Consider the following 22,681-nt stretch of genomic DNA (forward strand, 5'->3'; position numbering starts at 1 on the left):
AGCATGCGCCCGATCGGGTGGGATGTCGAGGGCGTCAGCGCTCGACGAGCACTCCGTCGGGGTCGGCCCAGACGTGCTTTCCGGTGGCGAAGACGATGCCGGCGATCGTCACGTGCACGTCGATCTCACCGACACCGACCTTGGCGCTGGTGCGCGGGTTCGATCCGAGGGCCTTGATGCCGATGGGGAGTGCGGCGAGCGCCTCGCGGTCGCGCACTGCGCCGTGCACGATGAGGCCGGCCCAGCCGTTCTCGACAGCGGATGCCGCGATGCGGTCGCCCACGAGGGCCGACTCGAGGGAACCCGCTCCGTCGATCACGAGCACGGCGCCGTCGCCGGGAGTCGCGAGCGTCTGCTTCACGAGGGCGTTGTCGCGGTGGCAGCGGATGGTGCGCACCGGGCCGTCGAAGGCGGTGTGGCCGCCGAAGTCGTGGAATTGGAGGGCGACGGAGTCGAGCTCGTCGCCGCGCTGGTCGTAGAGGTCTGCGGTCGCGATGGTCATGCCCGTCACCGTAGCGCCCTCCCGGCGCCCGCCGAGTGAGTATTCGCGGGGTCGAGTGAGTATTCGCGATGTCGAGTGAGTACTCGCGGCGTCGAGTGAGTACTCGCGGCGTCGGCCGCCGTGAGCCCGTCGGGACGGGTTCCACGGGCGATTATCGTTGGAGGGAGAGGGCCGACGGCGTCCCCGAAGTCCCCCTACCTCTGGAACCATCACATGACCCACACGCTCGACCGCACCACCGACGCCCCCATCCTCGACGTCCTCTCCGCCCGCCGCAGCACGCGCGTCTTCGACGCCGAGGCATCCATCGACGAAGCCGCCCTCGCCAGTGCCCTCGAAGCCGCACGCTGGGCGCCGTCGGCCAACAACTCCCAGCCCTGGCGTTTCATCGTCGCGCGACGGGGCACCCCCGAGCACGCTGCGATCCTCGACACGCTGATGGGCTTCAACCAGGCATGGGCCGGTGCGGCATCCGCACTGGTCGTCTTCGCCGCGGTCACGAGCCACGAGGGGACGCCCCTCGCCTGGGCCGCCTACGACACCGGCCAGGCGGCCGCGCACTTCACGGTGCAGGCGCACGCCGCCGGCCTGCACACCCACCAGATGGGCGGATTCGACCGCGACGCACTCGCGACCGCATTCGAGCTCGCCCCGGAACTCTCCCCCGTGACCGTCATGGCCGTCGGCGCGCTCGGCGACATCGCGTCGGCCCCCGAGGCGCTGCGCGAGCGCGAGAACGCTCCGCGCGTGCGGCTGCCGCTGACGGACCTGCTCGCCGCCGACGCCTGAGCGCGGAGCACGAGGGGCCGGGGCGCGCGCCTCGGCCCCTCGTGGCATCCGCGCTCCGCCGAATCCAGCCATCGCGGCTTGTCTCCGCGGCTTCCGATCGTCGTGAGCGTAGGAGATGACGCGAAGGGAGGAGCCCCGGCCCAGCCCTTCCTACGCTCGCCGCTTCGCCTGCACCCGCCCCGGGCGCCGACAACGTCCACGAAGTCTCGAACCGCGCGCACGCCACGCGAGCGTCGCGGAGGCCCCTCTCACTCGGCACCAGGAATACTCACTCGGTAGCCGGACGCACACTGTAGACGGCGAGCCGCGGGCGCACCAGTGCGCGCATACCGGGCGCGCGGCTGGTTATCGTGAACCATGGCCACCAGCGTCTTGTCGATCGGAACCGCGGTCCCGCCGACACGGCTGGCGCAGCAAGACGTGCGCGACCTGTTCATCGCCCAGCCCGGCGCCAGCCGGCTCACGCAGCGTCTCATCGGCGCCGCCTTCGACGCCTCCGGCATCGAAAGCCGCCACACGGTGCTGGCCGAGTTCTCGGGCGAAGTCCCCGAGACGCCCTCCGGCATCCCGGTGATCGACGAATCCGGGCGCATCCTGTCCCCGTCCACCGGGGCACGCAACGCCGAGTACATAAGGCAGGCGCCGCCCCTGTTCGCCGCAGCGGCGGATGCCGCGATCCGCGGCGCCGGCATCGCCCCCGACCAGGTCACCCACGTCGTGACCGTCTCGTGCACCGGCATGTTCGCCCCCGGGCCGGATTACCGCCTGGTGCGAGACCTCGGCCTGCCGGTGACGGTCGAGCGGTACCACCTCGGTTTCGTCGGCTGCGCGGCTGCCCTTCCCGGGCTGCGCACGGCGGCCCGCATCTGCGCCGGCGACCCCGACGCCGTCGTGCTGGTCGTGTGCGCCGAGCTGTGCACGCTCCACTTCCGCGTCTCGGAGGACCCCCAGCAGATCGTGTCGTCGTCGGTGTTCGCCGACGGAGCCGCCGCCGCGATCGTCAGCGCGGATCCGTCGCTGCGGGGCGCGCAGTGGCTGGAGCTCGAGAGGTTCGCCACCGCGGTGACCGACGACGGCGAACACGACATGGCCTGGACCGTCGGCGACGAGGGCTTCGAGATGGTCCTGTCCGCGGAGGTCCCCCGCATCATCGGCCGCGAGATCCGCGGCGCCGTCGCCCGGTTCCTCGGCGACGACGACGTGGACGCCTGGGCCGTGCATCCCGGGGGCCGCAGCGTGCTGGACCGCGTCGAGTCGGGCCTGGAGCTGCCGGCATCCACCCTGGAGGTGTCGCGGCGCATCCTGCGCGACTACGGCAACATGTCCAGCGCCACGATCCTGTTCATCCTGCGCGAGTTCCTCAACGGCACCGGCACCGGCACCACCCCCGATGCCCGACGCATCGCGACCCTCGCCTTCGGCCCCGGGCTCACGGTCGAGTCGGCGCTCGTCACGCGCCGCACGGCAGAAGCCCCGGACGCCCCGGAAACCCCGTGACCCTGCGCGAGCGCGACACGGCACTGCGGGAACTCATGGACGACCCGCACTGCGATCCGCGGCGATTGGATGCCACGCTCCGCCGTTTCGGCACCGTCAACCGGCTCATCTCGGGCTGGGGAGGCATCTACCGCACGCACCTGCGCCCGCACCTGACAGGGCTCGGTCGCCCCGCACGCGTGCTGGATCTCGGCTGCGGCGGCGGCGACCTCGTCGGGCGGCTGGCGGGGCTCGCCCGGCGCGACGGCCTGCAGGTGCAGTGGCTGGGGGTCGACCCCGACCTCCGCGCGCACGCTGTGGCCCGCACGAGGGAGCGCGACGACGTGCGGTTCCGCAGCACCGACTCGACGGCGTTGCGCGCCGAGGGCGAGCGGTTCGACGCGGTCGTCTCCAACCACGTGCTGCACCACTTGACCCCGGAGGAGCTGTCCGGGTTCGCGGCGGACTCGCTGGCGCTCTCGACCGGGCCGGTCCTGCACGCCGACATCGCCCGCGGACGCCTGGCGTACGGTCTCTACGCCGTGGGGATCGCCCCGTTCGCCCCGGGCACGTTCCTCCACACCGACGGGCTGCGGTCGATCCGCCGCAGCTACCGGGCCGATGAGCTGCAGCTCGCGCTCTCGGTGACGGGGGACGCCGGGGGCGGTGCCGCGGGCGGTGTGGGCGCGGCCGTGGGCGGCGCAGCTCACGACCCGGCGGCCGCGCACCTCTGGCACGTCGACAGCCCGGCCCCGTTCCGCCTGCTCGCCCGCGGGTCCGGTCATGCCTGACGTGATCATCGTCGGGGCGGGCCCGGTCGGCACGTTCCTCGCCGCCGAGCTCGCCCGGCACGGGGTCGAGGCGGCGCTGTGGGATCGGCGCACGGCGACGGGCGGCGGAACGCGGGCGATCGGTCTGCACGCCCCGGTGCTCACCGCCCTCGAAGCCGGTGGTGCGACCGACCGCATCCTCCAGCGGGCGATGAAGGTGGATCGCGGCGAAGCCCGGAGCGGGGGGACCCTGCTCGGTGTCGTGCGATTCGACCGGCTGGCGCAGCGGCATCCGTACGTCGCGACGCTCCCCCAGCCCGAGACCGAGGCGGCCCTGGCGGTCGGCGCTCCGGCGCCGGTGCGCGGCATGGCGGTCAGCGGCATCCAGGTCGAGGGTGGACGTCTGCGTGTGCGGGCGACGCACGACGACAGCACGCTCGAGACGACGGCGCCGCTCGTGGTCGTCGCCGGCGGAGCGGGCGCCCGGGGACTGGTGTTCCGACCGGGCATGCCGCGCGGCGGGGAGTACCCGGACCGCTATCTCATGTCGGATGCCGCCGTTCCCCCGCGCGACGACACCGCCGTGGCGGTCGTGCATCTCGATGAACGCGGGGTGCTCGAGTCGTTTCCGCTGCCCGACGGCCGTCGCCGGTTCGTCGCATGGGACATCGGGGGCGCTGGCGGCAGCAGCGTGGACGACCATGACGACGACGCCCGCCTCGCGCGGCTGCGTGCGGCGCTGACCGCCCGCGGCGAGCACGAGGGGGCCGCGGCGATCACGGCGGCCGCATCGTTCCGCGTCCGGCGCGTGGTGGCGCCCCGACTGCGCCGCGGTCGGCTGTTCGCGATCGGCGACACCGCTCACGAGGTGAGCCCCATCGGCGGGCAGGGCATGAACCTCGGCCTCTTGGATGCCGCAGGCCTCGCGCCGCTGCTCGCGCGCTGGGTGCGCGAGGGTGCGGCACCGGAATCCGAGCTCGCCGCGTGGGAGCGCGACCGGGTGCGTTCGGCGCGGCGCGCGGCGCTGCTGGCGTCCGCGAACACGGGGCTCGGGCGACCTGTCGGGCCGGCGGTGCACGCCGTCCGGTCGCGGGCGATGCGCGTCGCCCTCGCGGCGGGAGGAACGCTGTTCGCCCGCGCGTACGCCATGGGGTTCGACGCCGCCGGCTGACGCGGCCCGGACACCCGGCCCCGCGAATACTCACTCGACAGCGCGAATACTCACTCGACAGGCGAATACTCACTCGGCGGCGCGAATACTCACTCGGCGGCTCAGGGGACGAGGGAGGTGGGCGAACCGACCAGCTGCACCGCGAGGAGCAGGGCGGCGGCCATCACCAGGCGGAACACCGTGCGGTCGGGCGGACGCACGACCACGCGCGCGACCGTCGCGAGGGCGAGCACGGCCACCGCGCCGAAGAGGATCCACGCCGGCGGGCCGAGCGCGCCGGCATCCGCCGCCCCCCACAGCACCGCAGCGGCACCGGCGAGCACCGCGAGGCCCGCGAGCGCCGCAGCCGGGCGCGCGCCCATGCGGTGGGCGAGCCCGCGCACACCGGTGCGCCGGTCATCGTCGAGGTCGGGCAGCACGTTGGTCAGGTGCACGGCAGCGCCGAGCGCGCCTCCGGCAACCCATGCCCACCAGGCGGCGAGCGCGGGCGGCTGGGCGGAGAGGGTCGCGAGCGACGGGAAGACGCCGAAACTCACCACGAAGGGGACGATCGACACCGGCGTCGCCTTGAGGCCGGCGTTGTACGACCAGGCCGACGCGAGCGCGATGGCATGGGCGGCGAGCATGCCGACGCCGAGCAACGCCGAGAGCACCAGCGCCACCACGAGCGCCACGATCGCGGCGGTCCAGGCGGTGCGGGCTGAGACGTCGCCCCGCACGAGCGGCTTGTCGGTGCGCCCCACCTCGCGGTCACGGTCGCGGTCGATCGCATCGTTCGAGATACCCACCGACAGCTGTCCGCACAGCACCGCGAGGCCCAGCACGACGATGCGCCACGGCTCCAGTCCTGCGGCGACGCCGAGGGCCACCGCGAGCACCGTGACCACGACGGAGGGGCCGGGGTGCGAGGCGCCCCACAGCGCCCGAAGCGTGATCACCCGTCGATGCTCTCACGACGACGAGCGGATGCCGCGCCCGCCCTGGCCGGGAGGCGCGGCATCCGGGTCGTGTCAGTCGTCGAGCAGCTCGGCCTCGAGCACGTCGTCGTCCGCGGCGGGCGTGTCGGCCGGCCCCGCGCTGGTGAGCACGAGCGACGAACCGTCCGCGGCGACGTCCACGCGCACCAGGTCGCCGTCGTGCACCCCGCCGCCGAGGATCGCCATCGCCAGGCGGTCCTGGATCTCGGACTGGATGAGGCGGCGCAGCGGCCGCGCACCGAAGAGCGGGTCGTAGCCCCGCTCGGCGAGCCATGCCCGCGCGTCGGGAGTGACGGCGAGCGTCAGTCGGCGGTCCTTCAGGCGGCGCTGCAGCGCATCGACAGACAACTCGACGATCTGCGACAGGTCGTCCTCGGTCAGCGCCTGGAACACCACGACGTCATCGAGACGGTTGACGAACTCGGGCCGGAACGCCTGGCGCACGAGCCCGAGCACCTGCTCCTTCTTCTCTGCGAACGACAGCGTCGGGTCGATGAGGATCGGCGAGCCGAGGTTCGACGTGAGGATGAGGATCACGTTCTTGAAGTCGACCGTGCGTCCCTGGCCGTCTGTCAGACGGCCGTCGTCCATCACCTGCAGCAGCACGTCGAAGACCTCGGGGTGGGCCTTCTCCACCTCGTCCAGCAGCACCACCGAGTACGGGCGCCGACGCACCGCTTCGGTGAGCTGCCCGCCCTGCTCGTAGCCGATGTATCCGGGAGGGGCGCCGACCAGCCGCGAGACGGAGTGCTTCTCGCCGTACTCCGACATGTCGATGCGCACCATGGCGTGCTCGTCGTCGAAGAGGAACTCCGCCAGCGCCTTGGCAAGCTCCGTCTTGCCGACGCCGGTGGGACCGAGGAAGAGGAACGATCCGGTCGGCCGGTTGGGGTCGCTGATGCCGGCGCGCGAACGCCGCACGGCGTCGGACACCGCCTTGACGGCATCCCGCTGGCCGATGATGCGCTTGCCCAGCTCCTGCTCGAGGTGCAGCAGCTTCTCGGTCTCGCCCTGCAGCAGGCGGCCGAGGGGAATGCCGGTCCACGCCGAGATGACGGCGGCGATGTCCTCGTCGGTCACCTGGTCGCCCACCATGCGCTCGCCCTCGGCGCCCTCGGCCCGCTCGGCCTCCATCACCTGGCGCTCGAGAGCGGGGATCTCGGCGTACAGCAGCCGCGACGCGCGCTCGAGGTTGCCCTCGCGCTGTGCACGCTCGGCCTCGACGCGGGCAGCGTCCAGCCTGGTCTTGAGGTCGCCGACGCGGTTGAGGGAGGCACGCTCGCGCTCCCACCGCGCCTGCAGCTCGGCGAGCTTCTCGCGCTCGGCCGCGAGGTTCTCGCGCAGGGCCGCGAGGCGCTCCTTCGACGCGGCATCCTTCTCCTTCTTCAGCGCCAGCTCCTCGAGCCCCAGCCGGTCGACGTGGCGGCGGAGCTCGTCGATCTCGAGCGGGGCGGAGTCGATCTCCATGCGCAGGCGCGACGCGGCCTCGTCGATGAGGTCGATGGCCTTGTCGGGCAGCTGACGCGAGGGGATGTAGCGGTTCGACAGCGATGCCGCCGCCACCAGCGCCGCGTCGGCGATGGCCACCTTGTGGTGAGCCTCATAGCGCTCCTTGAGGCCACGGAGGATCGCGATGGTGTCCTCGACGCTCGGCTCGCCCACGTAGACCTGCTGGAAGCGGCGCTCGAGCGCGGCATCCTTCTCGATGAACTCCCGGTACTCGTTGAGCGTCGTCGCGCCGATCATGCGCAGCTCGCCGCGGGCGAGCATGGGCTTGAGCATGTTGGATGCCGCGACCGAGCCCTCCCCGCCGCCCGCGCCCATCAGCACGTGCAGCTCGTCGATGAAGGTGATGATGCGACCCTCGGACTCGGTGATCTCCTTGAGCACGCTCTTGAGGCGCTCCTCGAACTGGCCGCGGTACATCGCACCGGCCACGAGCGCGGAGATGTCGAGGGCGACGAGCTCCTTGCCCTTGAGCGAGTCGGCGACGTCACCGGCGACGATGCGCTGGGCGAGCCCCTCCACGACGGCGGTCTTGCCGACGCCGGGCTCGCCGATGAGCACGGGGTTGTTCTTGGTGCGGCGGGTGAGCACCTGGCTGATGCGGCGGATCTCGCTGTCACGGCCGATGACCGGGTCGAGCTTGCCCTGGCGGGCGCGGTCGGTGAGGTTGATGCCGAACTGTTCGAGGGGGCTCTGCTGCTCCTCCTGACCGGGCATGGGTTGTGCGTTCATGGTTCTCCTGAAAGTCATGGGGCTCAAACTTGAGCCGTTCTGACTCAAGTTTATCATCCGGGGGTCGATAGGTCGAGGGGAGGCGGGCGAACCGGCATCCCCTCGGCCGCCCGAAATGCGGGGATCTGCCGGAACGAGGGCCCGGATGCCGAGAATCGCCGCATCCGGGCAGATCCCCTTGCCCCGGCAACGGCAGCCGCAAAGGGCAACGGCAACGGCAGCCGCTGCGGACGCCCGGCTCAGGCGGCGGGCTCGGCCTCGGAGCGCGCACAGCTGAACCGCCGGCGATACGCCGTCGGCGTCATCCCGAGGGTGCGCGCGAAGTTCTGCCGCAGCACTGCGGCCGACCCGAACCCCGACTCGTCGGCGATGCGGTCCAAGCCGAAGTCGGTCTTCTCCAGCAGGCGCTGCGCGTGGATCAGGCGCTGCCGGCCCAGCCACGCGGCGGGGGTCGCGCCGAAGTCGGCCTTGAATCGGCGGGCGAACGTGCGCGGTGACATGTGCGCGCGGGCGGCGAGCTGCTCGACGGTGAGGTCCTCGCGCAGGTTCGCCACCATCCAGTCGCTCACCGGGGCCAGCGAGTCGCCGGCGGCCACCGGCAGCGGCCGGGAGATGAACTGCGCCTGACCGCCGTCCCGCTGCGGAGGTACCACCATGCGCCGCGCGATCGTGTTGGTCATCTCGGCGCCGAGCTCCTGGCGGAGCAGATGCAGACAGGCATCCAGCCCCGCCGCCGTTCCGGCGCTCGTGATGATCCGCCCATCCTGCACGTACAGCACGTCGGGGTCGACCCGGATCTTCGGGTACGTGCGCGCCATCTCGTCGGTGTACATCCAGTGGGTCGTCGCGCGCCGACCGTCGAGCACGCCCGCCGCCGCCAGCACGAACGAGCCGCTGCAGACGCTGAGCACCCACGCGCCGCGCGCGACCGCCCGGCGCACGACGTCGAGCACGCGCGGGTCGCTGCGATGCCACCACTCCCGCGGCACCGGCGAGATCACGACGAGGTCCGCCTCGTCGGCGAAAGCCAGGTCGGCGTCGACGTTGATCGAGAAGCCCATCTTCGACGGGATCGCGCCCGGCTCCGGCGTCACGATGCGGAAGTCGAACCTCGGGATGCCGTCGTCGGTGCGATCCAGCCCGAAGGCCTCGCACGCGACGCCGAACTCGAACGGGGCGAATCCCGGTTGCACGACGCACGCCACGGTGTTCATGGCAGGAATGCTACGCGCGACGACCGGCCTGCCACTAGTGGCAGTTCTGCCACGAACGTAGCGTCACTGCCATGATCGCCATCCTGCTCATCGCCGCTCTCGGCGTCGTGGCGCTGACCGCCACGGCCGTCGAGTTGCGGCGCGACGGCTACCGCCGCGTGCCGACAGACCCCACCCGCCTGCCCTGAGCCGCGAGGACGCCCGACCTTCAGCCGCGCGCGAGCGTGGTGACGGTGTCCAGCAGCGCGCCCGCCGAGCGCTCCCACGAGAACCGCGCGATGTGCGCGGTGCCCGCCGCGATGACACCGGCGCGCACGGCGTCGTCGTCCAGCGACGTCACGGCCGCCGCGACCGCTTTCTCGTCGTGCGGGTCGACGTAGACGGCACCGTCGCCGGCGACCTCGTGGAAGATCTCCATGTCTGTCACCACCGCCGGAACACCGAGCGCGAGGGCCTCCGCCAGGGGCAGACCGTAGCCCTCGTCGAGACTCGTCGAGGCGAGCACCGCGTGGTCGGCGAGGGCCGCCGCGTACGCGGCATCCGTCACGCCGTTGTGGAAGACGACGGCGCCGTCGCCGGCGAGCGCCTGCAACTCGGCGCGCCGCGCCGGAGCGATGCGCGAGAGCAGATGCAGCGTGCGACCCGGCAGCAGCGGCATCGCCCGCACCAGCGTCTCGACGTTCTTGTAGGGCATGAACGAGCCCATGTAGACGAGGTTGCGCACCGGCCCGTCCGCCTGCACGTCGTCCCTGCCGCCGGGCAGCAGGTCGGCCAGCCGCTGCGGCGCGTTGGGGATCACCACGACGGGCCGCTTCGTGAGGCGCACCGCGGCGAACTGCCCTCGGCTGGTCTCACTGACCGTGGCCACGACGTCGGCGGCGTCCAGCGTGAGCCGCTGGGGGACGTAACTGAGGTGGAACAGCCTCCAGCCGAGCCGGATCGGTGCGGGCAGATCGCGGGGAGGCGTGCGATGGCGGTAGTAGATGGTGTCGTGCAGGGTCAGGATGAGTCGGTACCGACGCCCCCGCGCACCGAGCGTCTGCATCGGCGAGAACACCACGTCGGGCGCGAAGCGGTTGAGCAGCCGCGCGGCGAACGGCTCCCGCCACGACGTCGGCGCGGTCATCGCGAGGGTCTGCGCTCGCTCGGGAAGCAGCGCCCGCTGGGCCTCGTCGTGGATGAGATAGGTGACCTCGACCCCTCGACCCGGGGCGGCCTCGTGCACGGCCGCGGCCAACTCGGCGGAGTACCGGCTGATGCCGTCGTGGAAGTCGGTGCGGATGTAGCGGGCGTCGAAGAACAGGCGGATGCCGCGCTCAGCGACCTCCGGCCTGCTCACGGCTTGACCGGCTCGCCCCGGTACAGGGCCTCGAACGTGTCGAGGGTGCGGGCGATGTCGTGGATCTCGACGCCCTTGAGCGACGCGCGCTGCATGGCGAGGAACTCCTCGGGCGATGCCGAGAGCACGCGGGTCAGCTTGGCGGCGAGGTCGTCGGGGTCCTGCGGGCGGAACAGCCAGCCGTTGACGCCGTCCTGCACGAGGTGCGGCAGCGCAAGGGCGTCGGCGGCGACGACGGGGAGCCCCGAGGCCATCGCCTCCATGGTCGCGATGGACTGCAGCTCGGCGATCGACGGCATCGCGAACACGCTGGCACGGGTGTACAGCGACCGCAGCTCGTCTTCGTCCACGTGCCCGTGGAAGATCACGCGGTCGGACAGCCCGAGCTGGGCGGCCATCGCTTCGAGCGCCTTGCGCTGGTCGCCCCCGCCGACGATGTCGACCGTCGCCTCCAGCGCCGGGTCGAGCCGGGCGACGGCGTTGAGCAGCGTGTCGATGTGCTTCTCGGAGGTCAGGCGACCGACGAACAGGATGCGGTTGACGCTGCGCGGCTCGAGAGCGGGCGTGTAGTTCGCGGCATCCAGTCCGCAACTGATCGGGATGACCCCGGCGATGTCGATCGTGGACTCGAGGAAGTCCGCCGCGCGGCGGGTGGGCGTCGTGACCGCCCGCGCCAGGGCGAAAGTGCGCGCGGCGTCGTCCCACGCGGCCTTCAGCATGATCTTGTCCAGGAACGGCGGCAGGGTCGTGAAGTCGAGGATGTTCTCGGCCATCACATGGTTCGTGGCGACGACGGGGATGCCGCGCTGCGTGGCGATGCGCGCCAGGCCCCGCCCGATGACGATGTGCGATTGGATGTGCACGACGTCGGGGCGCACCTGATCCAGCACCTTGCGGGCGTAGTGCTTCGACCGGAACGGCCAGACGAAGCGCAGCCAGTCGTGCGGAGGCCAGCGCAGCGACGGCAGCCGGTGCACGGTGAGGGGCACGCCCTCGATCACCTCGGTCGCGGGCGGTACGCGCTTGTACTTGCGGCCGGGCGCCACGACGTGCACCTCATGGCCGCGGGTCGTCAGACCGGCGGCGAGGCGCTCGGCGAAGCGTGCGGCCCCGTTGACGTCGGGCGCGAACGTGTCGCAGCCGATGACGATCTTCAGGGGACGCCGGATGCCGGCGGGTGCTTCTTCGGGCTCGGGTCCGGGTGTCGCGGGGGAAGTCACGGAGGGTGGCTGCCTATCTCTGCGTCGTGCCGCGGGGTATGGCGGCGCGGCCCCACTCTACCCGAGCGGCCCAGGGGACCGGAAAGCGCGCCACACCCTGCCGACGCACAGCGCCGGCAGGTGGCATATCCCCCTACCCTGGGTGCATGTCCCGATTGCAGGCCGACGCCGATCCCGCCCGCTGGGTCGCCGTGACGGGATCGCTGGGCTTCAGGGGCCGCCGTCACCGCAAGGCCGCGATCCGCATGCTGATGGAGCAGGCGAACGCGGCCCTCGGCGCCTCGGCGCGCCCGGCCAGCGGCATCGCGGCCTGGGCGGTGAGCCAGGCGGCACCACTGCTCATGCGCAAGGCCGACGGCCGGGTGCTGGTGTGGGTGTGGAAGGACGACCCCGAACTGCTCGTCGCCATGGCGCAGCTGCAGCAGGCCACGCCGCAGCTGCGGGCTTCGCGCGCCATGATGCCGATGGAGTACGACGACACCGAGTCGTTCCGCAACCCCTACCTGGGCGTCGGCGAGAAGCTCGCGATGACGCTGCCGAGCGGCGACAAGACGCCGCCCTTCCTCAGCTACACATGGGACACCGGCACGCACTTCGTCACGCTCACCGCCGTCTGCAGCGACCGCACGCGCGTGGGGACGGTCGTCGGCGACGTCGATCATCTGGCGCGCAGTCTGCGGGTGGTGGGAGACGTCACCCTCGGCTCGTCGCCCGACGTGCTGCGCCTCGACCCCAGCTGACCCGCCCCGGTCGGCTCGCCCGCGGCGAAGGTGGGGAGTCCTCCCCATCGGCAGCCGCGCACCGTGCCTCCTATGCTTTGGCTATGGCCAGCACGCTCCGCATCGACACCGAGACCGTCACCGATCTCGCGAGGAATCTGGGGCGGATCCATCGCATTCTCGACCGGGTCGACAGCGACTCCGACGCCCTCGCCGACGCGCTCGGGCACGACAGGCTGGCCGGTGTCGTGCAGGAGTTCGGGGACGGCTGGGACCGGCGCCGCGCCGAGCTGATGGATGACGTCGACGTGCTTCGGCAGAAGGCGAAGACGGTCGCCGACGCGTTCCGCGACGTCGACGACGAGCTCGGCAACGCCGTGGAAGGAGAAGGCTGACATGCCCGAAGCCACCCCCGCCGGTTTGATCGCCCCGATCCCCGGCAACCCCGACCGGGTGCGCCGCAAGGCCGAGAAGTACCAGCGCATGGCCGACGCGATCACCGACGCCACCGCGCAGCTCGAACAGGTCATCACGCAGGCCGGCTCGCAGCAGAGCGACGCACTCGAGGCGCTCGCCGAGTCGGTGGGCGACACACGGGAACGTCTGCGCAACCTGCACGGCCGGTACGAGGTGGCCGGCTCCCAGCTGCTGGCGTACGCGGAGGTACTGGCCATGGCGCAGCGGCAGGCGCTGCAGGCCATGGAGGCCCGCGATGAGGCCCAGCTCGCCGAGCGACGCCTCGAGTACCGGCTCGCCGAGGCCAACGACGCCATCAGGTCCACGGTGGACCCCGTCGAACGCACCGACGCCGCCCAGTTCGCCTCGGGCGTGTCGCAGCACCTGATGATGGCTCGTGCCGACCTGCGCAGTGCCGGCATCCTTCACGCGGCAGCGGTGGACAACGTCCGCGAGGCGGGCAACCAAGCCGCGGAGGCGATCGCCGAGGCCGTCAAGGGCGACCGGGTCAACGATTCCCTCTGGGACAAGGTCTCGGGGGCGGTGAAGGACTGGGTCAGCGCCAACGCCGGATGGCTCTCGGCGGTGAAGAACATCCTCGGGGCGATCACCGCGATCGTCGGCATCCTGAGCATCTTCTTCCCGGTGCTCGCCCCCATCGCGCTGGGCCTGGCGGCGGCGACCGCCCTGCTCAGCTTCGGTCTCGCCTTCGCCGGCGAGGGCTCATGGCTGTCGTTCGGGCTGGACATGCTCGGCGTGCTCACCTTCGGCATCGGTGCCGTCGCGGCCAAGGGCGTCGGGTTCGCTCTGCGCGGCACGCAGGTGCTGCGCGGCCTCACGCACAACCGCCAGGCCACGTCGCTGTTCCAGCGCATCGTGCATCCGATCTCGACGCGCCGCAGCGCCATAGCCGCCGTCGGCGACGAGTTCCAGCGGCTGCTGCCGGCGGGTCAGCAGCTGATGACCCGGATGCCGCAGGCCACGATCCCGCAGAAGTTCACCCGCGAGTGGCTGGAGCTCTCGGGACGCCAGGTCGAGCAGTTCCGCGCCATCATGCCGCAGGCGCAGCTGGGCGCGAATGGACTGCGCGCCTCGTTCGTCGAGGGGATGGGGCACGGGGCCGAGCGGGTCTTCCGCGGGGCGGAGATGCTCGGTTCGGGCCTGGACATCACCAGCCTCGGGCTCACCACCCTCGAGAACCTGCCGGCTTCGGCCATCGAATCGGTGCCCTACCTCGACGACGTCGCATCAGGCTGGACGTCGGCGAAGGAGTCCCTCACCGGCGCGGTTCCGACAAACTGGCAGCCGGGCGTGCGCTGAGATGACACCGGAGCGACGCGACCGCCTCGAGCGGATGTCCAAGCCGCTGGCGCTGCTGACAGCCGGGGCTGTGATCGTGTGCGACCTGGTGCCCTTCGTGGTGCTCACGGTGGCCGCGCTCATCGTCGGGGCGACCACCGGCGAGCAGCCCGCGCACAACGGCTTCGCCCCCGACGGGGCGTTCCCCGCCTTCGACCCGCAGCTGTGGCTCACGTGGGGGCCGGTGTTCTGCCTGGCGGCCTGGATCCTCGTCACCTTCCCCGTACCGCTGTCCCGCCCCGGGATCTTCGGTCGCGGCATGCAGCTGGGCTTCGCGCTGCTGGCGATCCTCGCGACGGCGCCGCGCGTGCTGGGCTTCCACAATGCCCCCGGCATCGCCGACGCGGCATCCCTCGCCGTCTTCCCGGCACTGGCGAGCCTTGCGGCCCTCGTGCTGGCGCGGATGGTGCTCGGTGCCCTGGGTGCGCTGCCCCGATCCTGGCGGCAGTACCTCGACGCCGCGGGCAACCGCGTGCGACCCGCGCCGATGGACGCGCGCCGCCCGCCACTGGCGGAGGTGCCGCAGTGACCGCCGCCGCAGGAGTCTCGTACCGCGTCGTGCTGCCTCCCGGCTGGCTGCTGCTGCCGGTGCGCGACCGCTCCGACGACGAACTGCGCCGGCTCATCACCGACCAGTACGCGCACCTCCCGCGGGACAGCGCCGGACCCTACATCGGGCGCCTCGCCGATGCCATCGTCGACGGCGCGCGCCAGGCGCGCGAGCTCGACGTCATCGACATCCTGCTGCCCCTGGGCACGGCGTGGCAGGCGGCGGTGTCGACCTCCATCGCCATCGCCATCGGGCGCGACGACGACGCCGCCGAGCCGGCGGGTGAGGTCGTCGAAACCGCTGCGGGCGACGCATGGCGGGTGCAGACCGAGCGACCCGCGCAGGCGCTGCGGCGCGTGGAGTACGTCTGGCGGGTGCCGGATGCCACCGGGCTGCTGCTCGTGGCATCGTTCTCGATCGTCGGCGACGACGATCCCGAGCTGCAGCCCATCGTCGAGGCGCTCACCGGGCTGTGCGACGCCCTCGTTGCCACCGTGCGCTGGGACGACGACCGACCTGCGACCGCGGAGGCACCGGCATGACGCTGGTCATCGACTGGGACCGGGAGCGCTGGCTGTACGTGCCGACCGCCTTCCCGTGGCATGTCTACCCCGATGAGGACGCCTGGGTCGACACGATCACGGGCGCCTTCGGCCGCGCCGGCTGGACCGACGACGAGACCGGGTGGCTCGGAGACTACCTGCGTGGCCTGCGCGCCAACAACCAGGCCGGCGCGCACCGGTTCGCCTGGCTGGTCGACCCGCGCACGCTGCTGGTGTCGGTGGACGTGTTCGACCTGCCGCCGGACCCGTCGGCGACGCTGCACGACCTCACCGGATCGGACGGCACCGACTCCGACGCGCGCGAGCCACTCGTGGTCGACATCGTCGCGGCGGGTCTCGGCCCCGGCGCACGCGTCGAGCGCGTGCTGCGCGTGCCCCGTGCGACCGCCGAGAGCCTCGGGCCGCCGCAGGACGAGCTGCTGGCGATGGTGTTCTGGGTGTTCCGCTCCGCCAAGGCCGACGTGGTCGTGACCGTCAGCCACAGCGAGCCGGCGATGATCGCCGCGGTGCTCCCCGAGATCGAGCAGCTCGTCGACACCATCTCGCTCGCCGATTAGGGCACGACGATGGGCGGTCGACGCGTGAGTACTCACTCGGGGGCGTGAATACTCACCCGCGAGTGCTGATAGGGTCAAACCGACCGGGCGGTATGCTCCGGTGAGACCCGTCGCGCAAGGAGGCGCAATGCAGAGGTTCGAGGGCACCGTCTCCCTGATCACGGGGGCGAGCCGCGGCATCGGGTTCGCGATCGCCGAGCGCCTGGTCGCCGAAGGCGGATCGGTGATCATCACCGGCCGCCACCCCGACACCCTCGCCGAAGCGGTCGCGACGCTCGGCCCGAAGGCCACGTCCGTCACGGGCCACGCCGACGATCCCGCTCACCGCGCCGAGGTCTTCGCGCACGTGGCCGACACCCACGGGCGGCTGGACCACCTCGTCAACAACACCGGCATCAACCCCGCCTACGGACCGGTGCTCGACATCGACCCCGCCGCCGCGCGCAAGATCCTCGAGGTCAACGTGATCGGCGCCCTGGAATGGACCCGCGACGCCGTGGCCGCCGGGCTTTCCCGCTCGGTTGTCAACGTCGCGTCGGTCGCGGGGGTGGCCGCGAGCCCCGGCATCGCGTTCTACGGCATCTCAAAGGCGGCACTGATCAACCTGACGATGCAGCTGGCCGACGAGCTCGCCCCCGGCCTGCGGGTCAACGCCGTCGCCCCCGCCGTGGTCAAGACGCGCTTCGCCCGAGCCCTGTACGAGGGCCGCGAAGACGAGGCCTCCGCCGCCTACCCGCTGCGGCGGCTCGGCGAGCCCGCCGACATCGCCGGCCCGGTCGCCTTCCTCCTCTCGGGGGACGCGGCCTGGGTCACCGGCCAGACCCTGCTCATCGACGGGGGCGCGTCGGTGCGCCCCATCGGTTGAGAGAGGATGAACGCATGAAGCAGACCAATGTCGCCGACGCCGTCACGCGGGCCGCCGTCGACCTCTTCGCCGTGCAGGGCTACGCCAACACCAGCGTGCAGCAGATCGTCGAGGCCGCCGGTGTCACCAAGGGCGCGATGTACCACTACTTCGAGTCGAAGGACGATCTGCTCTTCGGCATCTACGACCGGCTGCTGACCCTGCAGAAGGCGCGGCTCGACGAGATCGTCGCCCGAGGAGGCGCCGTCGACGAGGTGCTGCGCGCGGTGGGCGTCGACGTCATCGAGACCTCCATCCAGTTCCTGCCCGAGGGCACGGTGTTCTTCCGCAGCTCCCACATGCTCTCCGCACCCCGCCAGCAGGAGGTCACGCGCCGCCGGCGCGCCTACCACGACGAGGTCGCGAAGCTCCTGGAGCGAGGCCGGGCCGAAGGCCTCTTCCGCACCGACATCCCGGTGCCGGTGCTCATCGCCCACTTCTTCAGCGACGTCCACTACCTCTCGCAGTGGTACTCCCCCGGCGGCCCGGAGTCCGCGACGCAGGTGGCCGAGCAGCTGACCGATCTCTTCCTCACCAGCATCAGGACCACGAAGGAGTAGCCCATGCGCGCTTGGCACGTCACCCGCAACGGAGAACCCGAGGACGTCCTCGAACTCGTCGAGGTGCAGGATCCGACTCCGGATGCCGGTGAGGTGCTCGTGCGTGTGGCCGCCGTCGCGGCCAACTTCCCCGATGTGCTGCTTTCGCGCGGGGAGTACCAGGTGAAGCCCGACCTCCCCTTCATCCCCGGCATCGAGTTCGCCGGCACCGTGCAGGCACTGGGGCCGGGTGTCGAGGGGTTCGCCGTCGGCGACCGGGTCGTCGGCGGCAAGATCGGCGTGCTGAGCGAGCTCGCCGTGCTGCCGGCGCGCGATCTGCAGCCCACTCCCGACGCCCTCGACGACATCGCCGCCTCGGGGCTCATGATCGCGTACCAGACGGCGTGGTTCGCCCTCCACCGCCGGGCCGCCCTGCGGCAGGGCGAGTGGCTGCTCGTGCACGCCGCCGCCGGCGGAGTGGGCGCTGCCACCGTGCAGCTCGGCGTCGCCGCCGGCGCGCACGTCATCGCCGTCGTCGGCAGCCAGGCCAAGGCCGCCGTCGCGCGCGACCTGGGCGCGCAAGAGGTGCTGGTGCGCGGCGTCGACGACATCCCGGCACGGGTCAAGGAGATCACGGGTGGGCACGGCGCCGACGTCGTCTTCGACCCGGTGGGCGGCTCGGCGTTCGAGGCGTCCACCCGATGCGTCGCCTTCGAGGGCCGCATCGTGGTGATCGGCTTCGCCAGCGGCGAGGTCCCGACGCTGCGCACGAACGTCGCACTGGTGAAGAACTTCGCGGTGCTCGGCCTGTACTGGGCGCTCTACTCCCAGCGCCGCCCCGACCTCGTGGCGGAGGCGCACGAAGCGCTCACCCGCCTCGCGGCATCCGGGGCGATCGCACCACTCGTCGACGAGGTGGTGCCGTTCGAGCGGGCGCCCGAGGCGATCCAGAAGCTCGCGGGCGGGCAGACCACCGGGCGGGTCGTGATCGAGGTCGGCAGATGACCTCGCCCTTCGACCTCACCGGCCGCACGGCCCTCGTGACGGGCGGGGCCCGCGGGCTCGGCGCCGCGTACGTGCGCGCCCTCCACGCGGCGGGCGCAGCGGTCGTCGTCGCCGACCTGCTCGACGACGAAGGCACGGCCCTCGTCGAAGAGCTCGGTCCGCGCGCCACGTTCGTGCACCTCGACGTCACCGAGGAAGAGGAATGGGATGCCGCCGTGGCGGTGTCCATGGCGCGCTTCGGCGCGCTCGACGTGCTCGTCAACAACGCCGGCATCGCCAACGCGGCACCCATCGAGCACTACTCCACGGCGAAGTGGCATGCCGTGATCGCGGTGAACCTCACCGGCACCTTCTTCGGCTGCCGCGCGGCGGTGCCGGCGATGGCCGCCGGCGGCGGCGGCTCGATCGTGAACATCTCGTCGGTGGAGGGGCTGCGAGGAAGCCCCGGCCTGCACGGATACACCGCCGCGAAGTTCGGCGTGCGGGGGCTGACGAAATCCCTCGCCGTCGAGCTCGGCCCGCGCGGCATCCGCGTGAACTCCGTGCACCCGGGGCTGATCCTCACCGACATGACGACGCGCATCGACCCCGCGCGCATCGACATCCCCCTGGGCAGGCCGGGCACCCCCGACGATGTCGTCGGCACGATCGTGTTCCTCGCCTCCGACGCGTCGCGCTTCACCAGCGGCGCCGAGTTCGTCGTCGACGGCGGCATGATCACCGGAATCCCCCACAAATAGCACCCTGGTCACCGCAGCCGCCTGCTTTCGAATGCAACATACCGGCTGGTCGGTTTATGAGGTACAGTGGGGCCACCCGACACGAAGAGGTGCCGATGTCCTCCCTTGCCCCACCCGCTCCGCGGCTCGCCGTCACCGACCTGACCGTGACCTTCGGCGGCCTCACCGCGCTGCAGGACGTGTCGTTCGACGTCGCGCCGGCACAGGTCGTCGCCCTCATCGGACCGAACGGCGCCGGCAAGACAACGGTCTTCAACGCGGTGTGCGCGCTCGTCCGCAGCCGCGGCACCATCGTGCTCGACGGCCAGGCCATCCCGGCGCGCACGTCAGCGCTCACCGGCCGGGGCGTCGCGCGCACGCTGCAGGGCCTGGGCCTCTTCGACGGGGCCACCGTGCGCGAGAACGTCACGGTCCCCCTGAGCGGTCGCGGCACCCGCAAGAATGCCGCCGCCCGCGTGACCGCCGAACTCGCCACCCACGATCTGCTCGATGTGGCAGACGTTCCCGTCGCCGCACTGCCCTACCCGGTGCGCAAGCGCGTGGCGCTCGCGCGCGCCCTCGTCACCGACCCCCGCCTGCTGCTGCTGGACGAACCGGCCGGCGGCCTCGGCCACGACGACATCGCGGCCCTGGCGGGCACCGTACGCGCCACCGCCGACGCCGGCTGCGCGGTGCTGCTGGTCGAGCACCACGTCGACTTCGTCATGTCGGTCGCCGACCGCGTCGTCGTGCTGGACTTCGGGCGGGTGATCGCCCGCGGCACCCCCGACGAGGTGCGCAGCGACCCCGCCGTCGAAGAGGCGTACCTCGGGCTGAAGGCGACGGCATGAACGGCGCGCTGTCTTTTCACGAGCTCACCGTCGGCTACGGCGGCGAGCCGGTGCTGCACGACGTGTCGTTCGCGCTCGAGCCCGGAGAGATCGTCGCGCTCCTGGGCGCCAACGGCGCCGGCAAGACCACGCTGCTGCGCGCCCTCGCGGGGTTCGTGCGGCCGCTGCGCGGCGGCATCCGCCTCGACGGCGACGACCTCGCCCGGCTCAGCCCCGAGGACCGCGCCCGCCGCGGCATCGCCCAGGTTCCCGAGGGACGCAGCGTCGTGGCGGAGCTGACGGTCGACGAGAACCTGCGCCTGGGTGCGCTGTGGCGACACCGCGGCCGCGCCCGCGAGACGGCGATCGCCGAGATCTACGATCTGTTCGAGCCGCTCGCCCGCCGCCGCTCCGCGGACGGCCACCAGCTCTCCGGCGGCGAGCGCCAGATGCTCGCGCTCGGGCGCGCACTGGTGTCGCGCCCCCGCGTGCTCACGCTCGACGAGCCGTCGCTGGGACTGGCTCCGCTCGTGGTCGCCCAGCTGATGGCGACCCTCCGCGACGCCGCCGCACGGGATGACATGACCGTGCTGCTGGCGGAGCAGAACATCACCAGCGCCCTGTCGATCGCCGACCGCGGGGTCGTGCTCGACCTCGGACGCATCGTGGCGGATGCCGCAGCATCCGCCCTCGCCGACGACACCGCCCTGCGCCACGCCTACCTGGGATTCTGATGGACCGACTCGCCTTCCTGCTCGCCACCGGCCTCGCCCGCGGCGCGATCTTCGCCCTGTTCGCCCTATCGCTCGTGCTCATCTGGCGCGCCGCGCGCATCATCAACTTCGCCCAGGGCGCCATGGCGCTGGTGGCGACGTACCTGGCGTTCGCCGTCACCGCCCTGACCGGCTCGTACGCGGCGGGCCTCGCCGCCGGCGTGCTCGGCGGCGCCGCGATGGGCTTCGTCGTCGAGCGGGGCCTCATGCGCCACGCGCCGCACCGCTCTCCCCTGGCCGGCATCATCATCGCCATCGGGCTGGTGATGGTGCTGCAGTCGCTGCTGGGCATCTTCTTCGGACCGCAGTACCGGCCGATGGCGGCGCCGTTCGATGAGACGCCCATCTTCGTCGGCGGGGTGCCGCTGCTCTCCCCCTACGACCTGTTCGTGCTGGTCGTGGCCCTGTCGGTCATGGGGATCCTCGCGCTGCTGTTCACCCGCACCTCTCTCGGACTGCAGCTGCGCGCATCGGCCTTCGCGCCCGAGGTGTCGCGCCTGCTCGGGGTGCGCGTGGATCGCATGGTGACGATCGGCTGGATGCTGTCGGCCGCGGTGGCAGCGCTCGCGGCGCTGCTGCTGATCCCCACCGAGCTGGGGCTCAACCCCCATTCCACCGACGTCCTCTTCGTCTACGCATTCACCGTCGCGGTCGTCGGCGGACTGGACTCCCCCGTCGGCGCACTGCTCGGCGGCCTGACCGTAGGGGTGGTCATGAGCCTCGTCACCGGGTATCTCGGGTCGACCGTGGCGCCGATCGGCGTGCTGGTGCTGCTGGTGGCGGTGCTGCTGGTCAAACCGGGCGGCGTCTTCTCGATGCGACAGGCGCGCACCGCATGAACCGCCGCCTGCGTCCGCGCCTGTTCCCCGGCCTGACCGGCATGCCCCGCGTGCTGACGATCGCCGCCCTTCTCACCGTGCTCGCGCTGGGTGGAACATTCCTGCTCGACCCGTTCCGCAACTTCCAGCTCGGCACTGCTGCGGCGTACTTCTGCGCCGTCGCCGGGCTCAGCCTGCTCATCGGGCTGAGTGGGCAGCTGTCGCTCGGCCACGCCGCGCTGATGGCCGCGGGCGGCTACGGCTACGCCCTCACGTCGAACGCCCTGACGGATGCCGGCGTCGACGGCGTGCTGCGCTTCGTCGTCTCCCTCGTGGCCGGGGTCGCGATCGCGTGCCTGCTCGGCCTGCTGCTGGGCCTCGCCGCCGCGCGGCTGCACGGCCCCTACCTCGCCGGTCTGACACTGGCATTGGTCGTCGCCGTTCCCGCCATCACCAGCGTGTGGTCGGGTGTCTTCCGCGGCGACCAGGGACTGCAGACGGCTTACAACCCGGTGCCGACGGCGCTGGAGCGGCTGATCGCGCTGGAGCAGTGGCAGGCGTGGGTTGCGATCATCGTGGCATCCGTCGTCGTCACCGCACTCGCCCTCGTGCGGCGGGGCGCCCTGGGCCTGCGGATGCGGGCCGTCCGCGACGACGAGACCGCCGCGCGGCTGAACGGCGTTCCCGCCCGGCGCGTCAAGGTGACCGCGTTCACCCTCAGCGCCGCCGCGGCCGGCGCGGGCGGTGCGGTGCTCTGCTTCATCACGCAGTCCGTCGGCCCCGGCGGTTACACGCTGGCGTTCTCGCTGCTGCTGGTCGTGGCTGCCGTCCTCGGCGGACTCGGGAGCATCGGCGGCGCCGCCATCGGCTCGGTCGTGATCGTGGTGCTGCCCTGGGCCCTCGGCGCTGGCGCCGGCGCCCTCGACCTGCCCCGCGAGCTCGAGCAGCGCCTGTCGGGCAACCTGTCGCTCCTCGTCTTCGGTGCGCTGCTGATCGTCGTCATGATCCTGCGCCCCGACGGCGTGGCGGGTCTGGCGGGCACGTTGCGGCGTCGGCGTGCCGGGTCCGTCCCCGCACCAGCGGGGTCCGCGTCGACTGCGGGGCCTGACTCGCCGCTGCCTTCTGCCGCCGCGGCATCCGACGCTCCGGAATCCTCCGACCCTTCCCGCACCATCCCGATTGAAAGGTGATCC

General features: G+C 72.0%; 24 protein-coding genes. 18 read left to right on the forward strand and 6 right to left on the reverse strand.

Features of this window, described 5'->3' with window-relative positions; translation table 11 throughout:
- Positions 1 to 34 precede the first annotated feature (34 nt).
- On the reverse strand, positions 35 to 502 hold the full coding sequence (gene rraA / locus QNO21_RS14485) for a ribonuclease E activity regulator RraA (protein ID WP_257514225.1): 468 nt from the start codon (positions 500 to 502) through the stop codon (positions 35 to 37).
- Between the two features lie 213 nt (positions 503 to 715).
- On the opposite strand from rraA, the gene QNO21_RS14490 reads away from it, so the two are divergent.
- The 4 genes from QNO21_RS14490 (at position 716) to QNO21_RS14505 (ending at position 4,708) form a co-directional block, all read left to right on the forward strand.
- Positions 716 to 1,291, forward strand: a complete 576-nt coding sequence (locus QNO21_RS14490; protein ID WP_257514224.1) for a nitroreductase family protein — start codon at positions 716 to 718, stop codon at positions 1,289 to 1,291.
- 357 nt (positions 1,292 to 1,648) lie between these two features.
- Entirely contained in the window at positions 1,649 to 2,788 is a 1,140-nt protein-coding gene (locus QNO21_RS14495; protein WP_257518522.1) for a type III polyketide synthase, read from the forward strand.
- Positions 2,785 to 3,558 carry a methyltransferase domain-containing protein gene (locus QNO21_RS14500; RefSeq protein WP_257514222.1) on the forward strand — a complete coding sequence of 258 codons (774 nt, stop codon included), beginning with the start codon at positions 2,785 to 2,787 and terminating at the stop codon, positions 3,556 to 3,558. The genes QNO21_RS14495 and QNO21_RS14500 overlap by 4 nt, the downstream gene beginning before the upstream one ends.
- Positions 3,551 to 4,708 (forward strand): FAD-dependent oxidoreductase, encoded by a 1,158-nt coding sequence (locus QNO21_RS14505; RefSeq protein ID WP_257518523.1) that lies wholly within the window; start codon positions 3,551 to 3,553, stop codon positions 4,706 to 4,708. Before QNO21_RS14500 ends, QNO21_RS14505 begins: the two co-directional genes overlap by 8 nt.
- A gap of 101 nt (positions 4,709 to 4,809) precedes the next feature.
- Here QNO21_RS14505 and QNO21_RS14510 read toward each other — a convergent pair whose 3' ends face one another.
- From QNO21_RS14510 to QNO21_RS14530, 5 genes are all read right to left on the reverse strand, one after another.
- Positions 4,810 to 5,646 carry a UbiA family prenyltransferase gene (locus tag QNO21_RS14510; protein ID WP_257518524.1) on the reverse strand — a complete coding sequence of 279 codons (837 nt, stop codon included), beginning with the start codon at positions 5,644 to 5,646 and terminating at the stop codon, positions 4,810 to 4,812.
- A gap of 72 nt (positions 5,647 to 5,718) precedes the next feature.
- Positions 5,719 to 7,923: an ATP-dependent Clp protease ATP-binding subunit gene (locus tag QNO21_RS14515; protein WP_257516562.1), complete on the reverse strand. Its 2,205-nt coding sequence runs from the start codon at positions 7,921 to 7,923 to the stop codon at positions 5,719 to 5,721.
- Between the two features lie 239 nt (positions 7,924 to 8,162).
- Complete coding sequence (locus tag QNO21_RS14520) at positions 8,163 to 9,137, reverse strand: GlxA family transcriptional regulator (RefSeq protein WP_257518525.1); 975 nt, start codon at positions 9,135 to 9,137, stop codon at positions 8,163 to 8,165.
- A 208-nt stretch (positions 9,138 to 9,345) separates the two neighbouring features.
- A complete protein-coding gene (locus QNO21_RS14525) occupies positions 9,346 to 10,446 on the reverse strand; it encodes a glycosyltransferase family 4 protein (protein ID WP_257518651.1) in 1,101 nt (366 codons plus the stop codon).
- A 26-nt stretch (positions 10,447 to 10,472) separates the two neighbouring features.
- Positions 10,473 to 11,696, reverse strand: a complete 1,224-nt coding sequence (locus QNO21_RS14530) for a glycosyltransferase (RefSeq protein WP_257518526.1) — start codon at positions 11,694 to 11,696, stop codon at positions 10,473 to 10,475.
- 146 nt (positions 11,697 to 11,842) lie between these two features.
- On the opposite strand from QNO21_RS14530, the gene QNO21_RS14535 reads away from it, so the two are divergent.
- From QNO21_RS14535 to QNO21_RS14600, 14 genes are all read left to right on the forward strand, one after another.
- Positions 11,843 to 12,436, forward strand: a complete 594-nt coding sequence (locus QNO21_RS14535; protein WP_257518527.1) for a hypothetical protein — start codon at positions 11,843 to 11,845, stop codon at positions 12,434 to 12,436.
- A gap of 83 nt (positions 12,437 to 12,519) precedes the next feature.
- Complete coding sequence (locus QNO21_RS14540; protein ID WP_257518528.1) at positions 12,520 to 12,810, forward strand: hypothetical protein; 291 nt, start codon at positions 12,520 to 12,522, stop codon at positions 12,808 to 12,810.
- A 1-nt stretch (position 12,811) separates the two neighbouring features.
- Entirely contained in the window at positions 12,812 to 14,191 is a 1,380-nt protein-coding gene (locus QNO21_RS14545) for a hypothetical protein (protein ID WP_257518529.1), read from the forward strand.
- A gap of 34 nt (positions 14,192 to 14,225) precedes the next feature.
- Positions 14,226 to 14,759 (forward strand): hypothetical protein, encoded by a 534-nt coding sequence (locus QNO21_RS14550; protein WP_257518530.1) that lies wholly within the window; start codon positions 14,226 to 14,228, stop codon positions 14,757 to 14,759.
- Positions 14,756 to 15,322 carry a hypothetical protein gene (locus QNO21_RS14555; RefSeq protein WP_257518531.1) on the forward strand — a complete coding sequence of 189 codons (567 nt, stop codon included), beginning with the start codon at positions 14,756 to 14,758 and terminating at the stop codon, positions 15,320 to 15,322. Before QNO21_RS14550 ends, QNO21_RS14555 begins: the two co-directional genes overlap by 4 nt.
- Positions 15,319 to 15,900: a hypothetical protein gene (locus QNO21_RS14560; RefSeq protein ID WP_257518532.1), complete on the forward strand. Its 582-nt coding sequence runs from the start codon at positions 15,319 to 15,321 to the stop codon at positions 15,898 to 15,900. The genes QNO21_RS14555 and QNO21_RS14560 overlap by 4 nt, the downstream gene beginning before the upstream one ends.
- Before the next feature lie 127 nt (positions 15,901 to 16,027).
- Positions 16,028 to 16,765: an SDR family oxidoreductase gene (locus tag QNO21_RS14565; RefSeq protein ID WP_257518533.1), complete on the forward strand. Its 738-nt coding sequence runs from the start codon at positions 16,028 to 16,030 to the stop codon at positions 16,763 to 16,765.
- 14 nt (positions 16,766 to 16,779) lie between these two features.
- Positions 16,780 to 17,364, forward strand: coding sequence for a TetR/AcrR family transcriptional regulator (locus tag QNO21_RS14570; RefSeq protein WP_257518534.1), 585 nt, complete (start codon positions 16,780 to 16,782; stop codon positions 17,362 to 17,364).
- Positions 17,365 to 17,367: 3 nt separating this feature from the next.
- On the forward strand, positions 17,368 to 18,348 hold the full coding sequence (locus QNO21_RS14575) for an NADPH:quinone oxidoreductase family protein (protein WP_257516742.1): 981 nt from the start codon (positions 17,368 to 17,370) through the stop codon (positions 18,346 to 18,348).
- Positions 18,345 to 19,088, forward strand: a complete 744-nt coding sequence (locus QNO21_RS14580) for a glucose 1-dehydrogenase (RefSeq protein ID WP_257518535.1) — start codon at positions 18,345 to 18,347, stop codon at positions 19,086 to 19,088. Before QNO21_RS14575 ends, QNO21_RS14580 begins: the two co-directional genes overlap by 4 nt.
- Positions 19,089 to 19,183: 95 nt before the next feature.
- Positions 19,184 to 19,918 carry an ABC transporter ATP-binding protein gene (locus QNO21_RS14585; protein WP_257518536.1) on the forward strand — a complete coding sequence of 245 codons (735 nt, stop codon included), beginning with the start codon at positions 19,184 to 19,186 and terminating at the stop codon, positions 19,916 to 19,918.
- A complete protein-coding gene (locus tag QNO21_RS14590) occupies positions 19,915 to 20,631 on the forward strand; it encodes an ABC transporter ATP-binding protein (protein ID WP_257516739.1) in 717 nt (238 codons plus the stop codon). The genes QNO21_RS14585 and QNO21_RS14590 overlap by 4 nt, the downstream gene beginning before the upstream one ends.
- A complete protein-coding gene (locus QNO21_RS14595) occupies positions 20,631 to 21,509 on the forward strand; it encodes a branched-chain amino acid ABC transporter permease (RefSeq protein WP_257518537.1) in 879 nt (292 codons plus the stop codon). Before QNO21_RS14590 ends, QNO21_RS14595 begins: the two co-directional genes overlap by 1 nt.
- Positions 21,506 to 22,678, forward strand: a complete 1,173-nt coding sequence (locus QNO21_RS14600) for a branched-chain amino acid ABC transporter permease (RefSeq protein WP_257518538.1) — start codon at positions 21,506 to 21,508, stop codon at positions 22,676 to 22,678. The genes QNO21_RS14595 and QNO21_RS14600 overlap by 4 nt, the downstream gene beginning before the upstream one ends.
- The last annotated feature ends 3 nt before the right edge of the window (positions 22,679 to 22,681 follow it).

It is taken from the genome of Microbacterium sp. zg-Y818 (assembly GCF_030246905.1).
Taxonomy (GTDB): domain Bacteria; phylum Actinomycetota; class Actinomycetes; order Actinomycetales; family Microbacteriaceae; genus Microbacterium.

What these genes read in the sequence shown, in the direction of transcription:
- QNO21_RS14595 (WP_257518537.1), top strand. Translation starts at nt 20,631, where the DNA reads ATGGACCGACTCGCCTTCCTGCTCGCCACCGGCCTCGCCCGCGGCGCG.
- QNO21_RS14575 (WP_257516742.1), top strand. Translation starts at nt 17,368, where the DNA reads ATGCGCGCTTGGCACGTCACCCGCAACGGAGAACCCGAGGACGTCCTC.
- QNO21_RS14585 (WP_257518536.1), top strand. Translation starts at nt 19,184, where the DNA reads ATGTCCTCCCTTGCCCCACCCGCTCCGCGGCTCGCCGTCACCGACCTG.
- QNO21_RS14580 (WP_257518535.1), top strand. Translation starts at nt 18,345, where the DNA reads ATGACCTCGCCCTTCGACCTCACCGGCCGCACGGCCCTCGTGACGGGC.
- QNO21_RS14515 (WP_257516562.1), bottom strand. Translation starts at nt 7,923, where the DNA reads ATGAACGCACAACCCATGCCCGGTCAGGAGGAGCAGCAGAGCCCCCTC.
- QNO21_RS14490 (WP_257514224.1), top strand. Translation starts at nt 716, where the DNA reads ATGACCCACACGCTCGACCGCACCACCGACGCCCCCATCCTCGACGTC.
- QNO21_RS14550 (WP_257518530.1), top strand. Translation starts at nt 14,226, where the DNA reads ATGTCCAAGCCGCTGGCGCTGCTGACAGCCGGGGCTGTGATCGTGTGC.
- rraA (WP_257514225.1), bottom strand. Translation starts at nt 502, where the DNA reads ATGACCATCGCGACCGCAGACCTCTACGACCAGCGCGGCGACGAGCTC.
- QNO21_RS14545 (WP_257518529.1), top strand. Translation starts at nt 12,812, where the DNA reads ATGCCCGAAGCCACCCCCGCCGGTTTGATCGCCCCGATCCCCGGCAAC.
- QNO21_RS14565 (WP_257518533.1), top strand. Translation starts at nt 16,028, where the DNA reads ATGCAGAGGTTCGAGGGCACCGTCTCCCTGATCACGGGGGCGAGCCGC.
- QNO21_RS14540 (WP_257518528.1), top strand. Translation starts at nt 12,520, where the DNA reads ATGGCCAGCACGCTCCGCATCGACACCGAGACCGTCACCGATCTCGCG.
- QNO21_RS14495 (WP_257518522.1), top strand. Translation starts at nt 1,649, where the DNA reads ATGGCCACCAGCGTCTTGTCGATCGGAACCGCGGTCCCGCCGACACGG.
- QNO21_RS14520 (WP_257518525.1), bottom strand. Translation starts at nt 9,137, where the DNA reads ATGAACACCGTGGCGTGCGTCGTGCAACCGGGATTCGCCCCGTTCGAG.
- QNO21_RS14535 (WP_257518527.1), top strand. Translation starts at nt 11,843, where the DNA reads ATGTCCCGATTGCAGGCCGACGCCGATCCCGCCCGCTGGGTCGCCGTG.
- QNO21_RS14560 (WP_257518532.1), top strand. Translation starts at nt 15,319, where the DNA reads ATGACGCTGGTCATCGACTGGGACCGGGAGCGCTGGCTGTACGTGCCG.
- QNO21_RS14505 (WP_257518523.1), top strand. Translation starts at nt 3,551, where the DNA reads ATGCCTGACGTGATCATCGTCGGGGCGGGCCCGGTCGGCACGTTCCTC.
- QNO21_RS14600 (WP_257518538.1), top strand. Translation starts at nt 21,506, where the DNA reads ATGAACCGCCGCCTGCGTCCGCGCCTGTTCCCCGGCCTGACCGGCATG.
- QNO21_RS14590 (WP_257516739.1), top strand. Translation starts at nt 19,915, where the DNA reads ATGAACGGCGCGCTGTCTTTTCACGAGCTCACCGTCGGCTACGGCGGC.
- QNO21_RS14570 (WP_257518534.1), top strand. Translation starts at nt 16,780, where the DNA reads ATGAAGCAGACCAATGTCGCCGACGCCGTCACGCGGGCCGCCGTCGAC.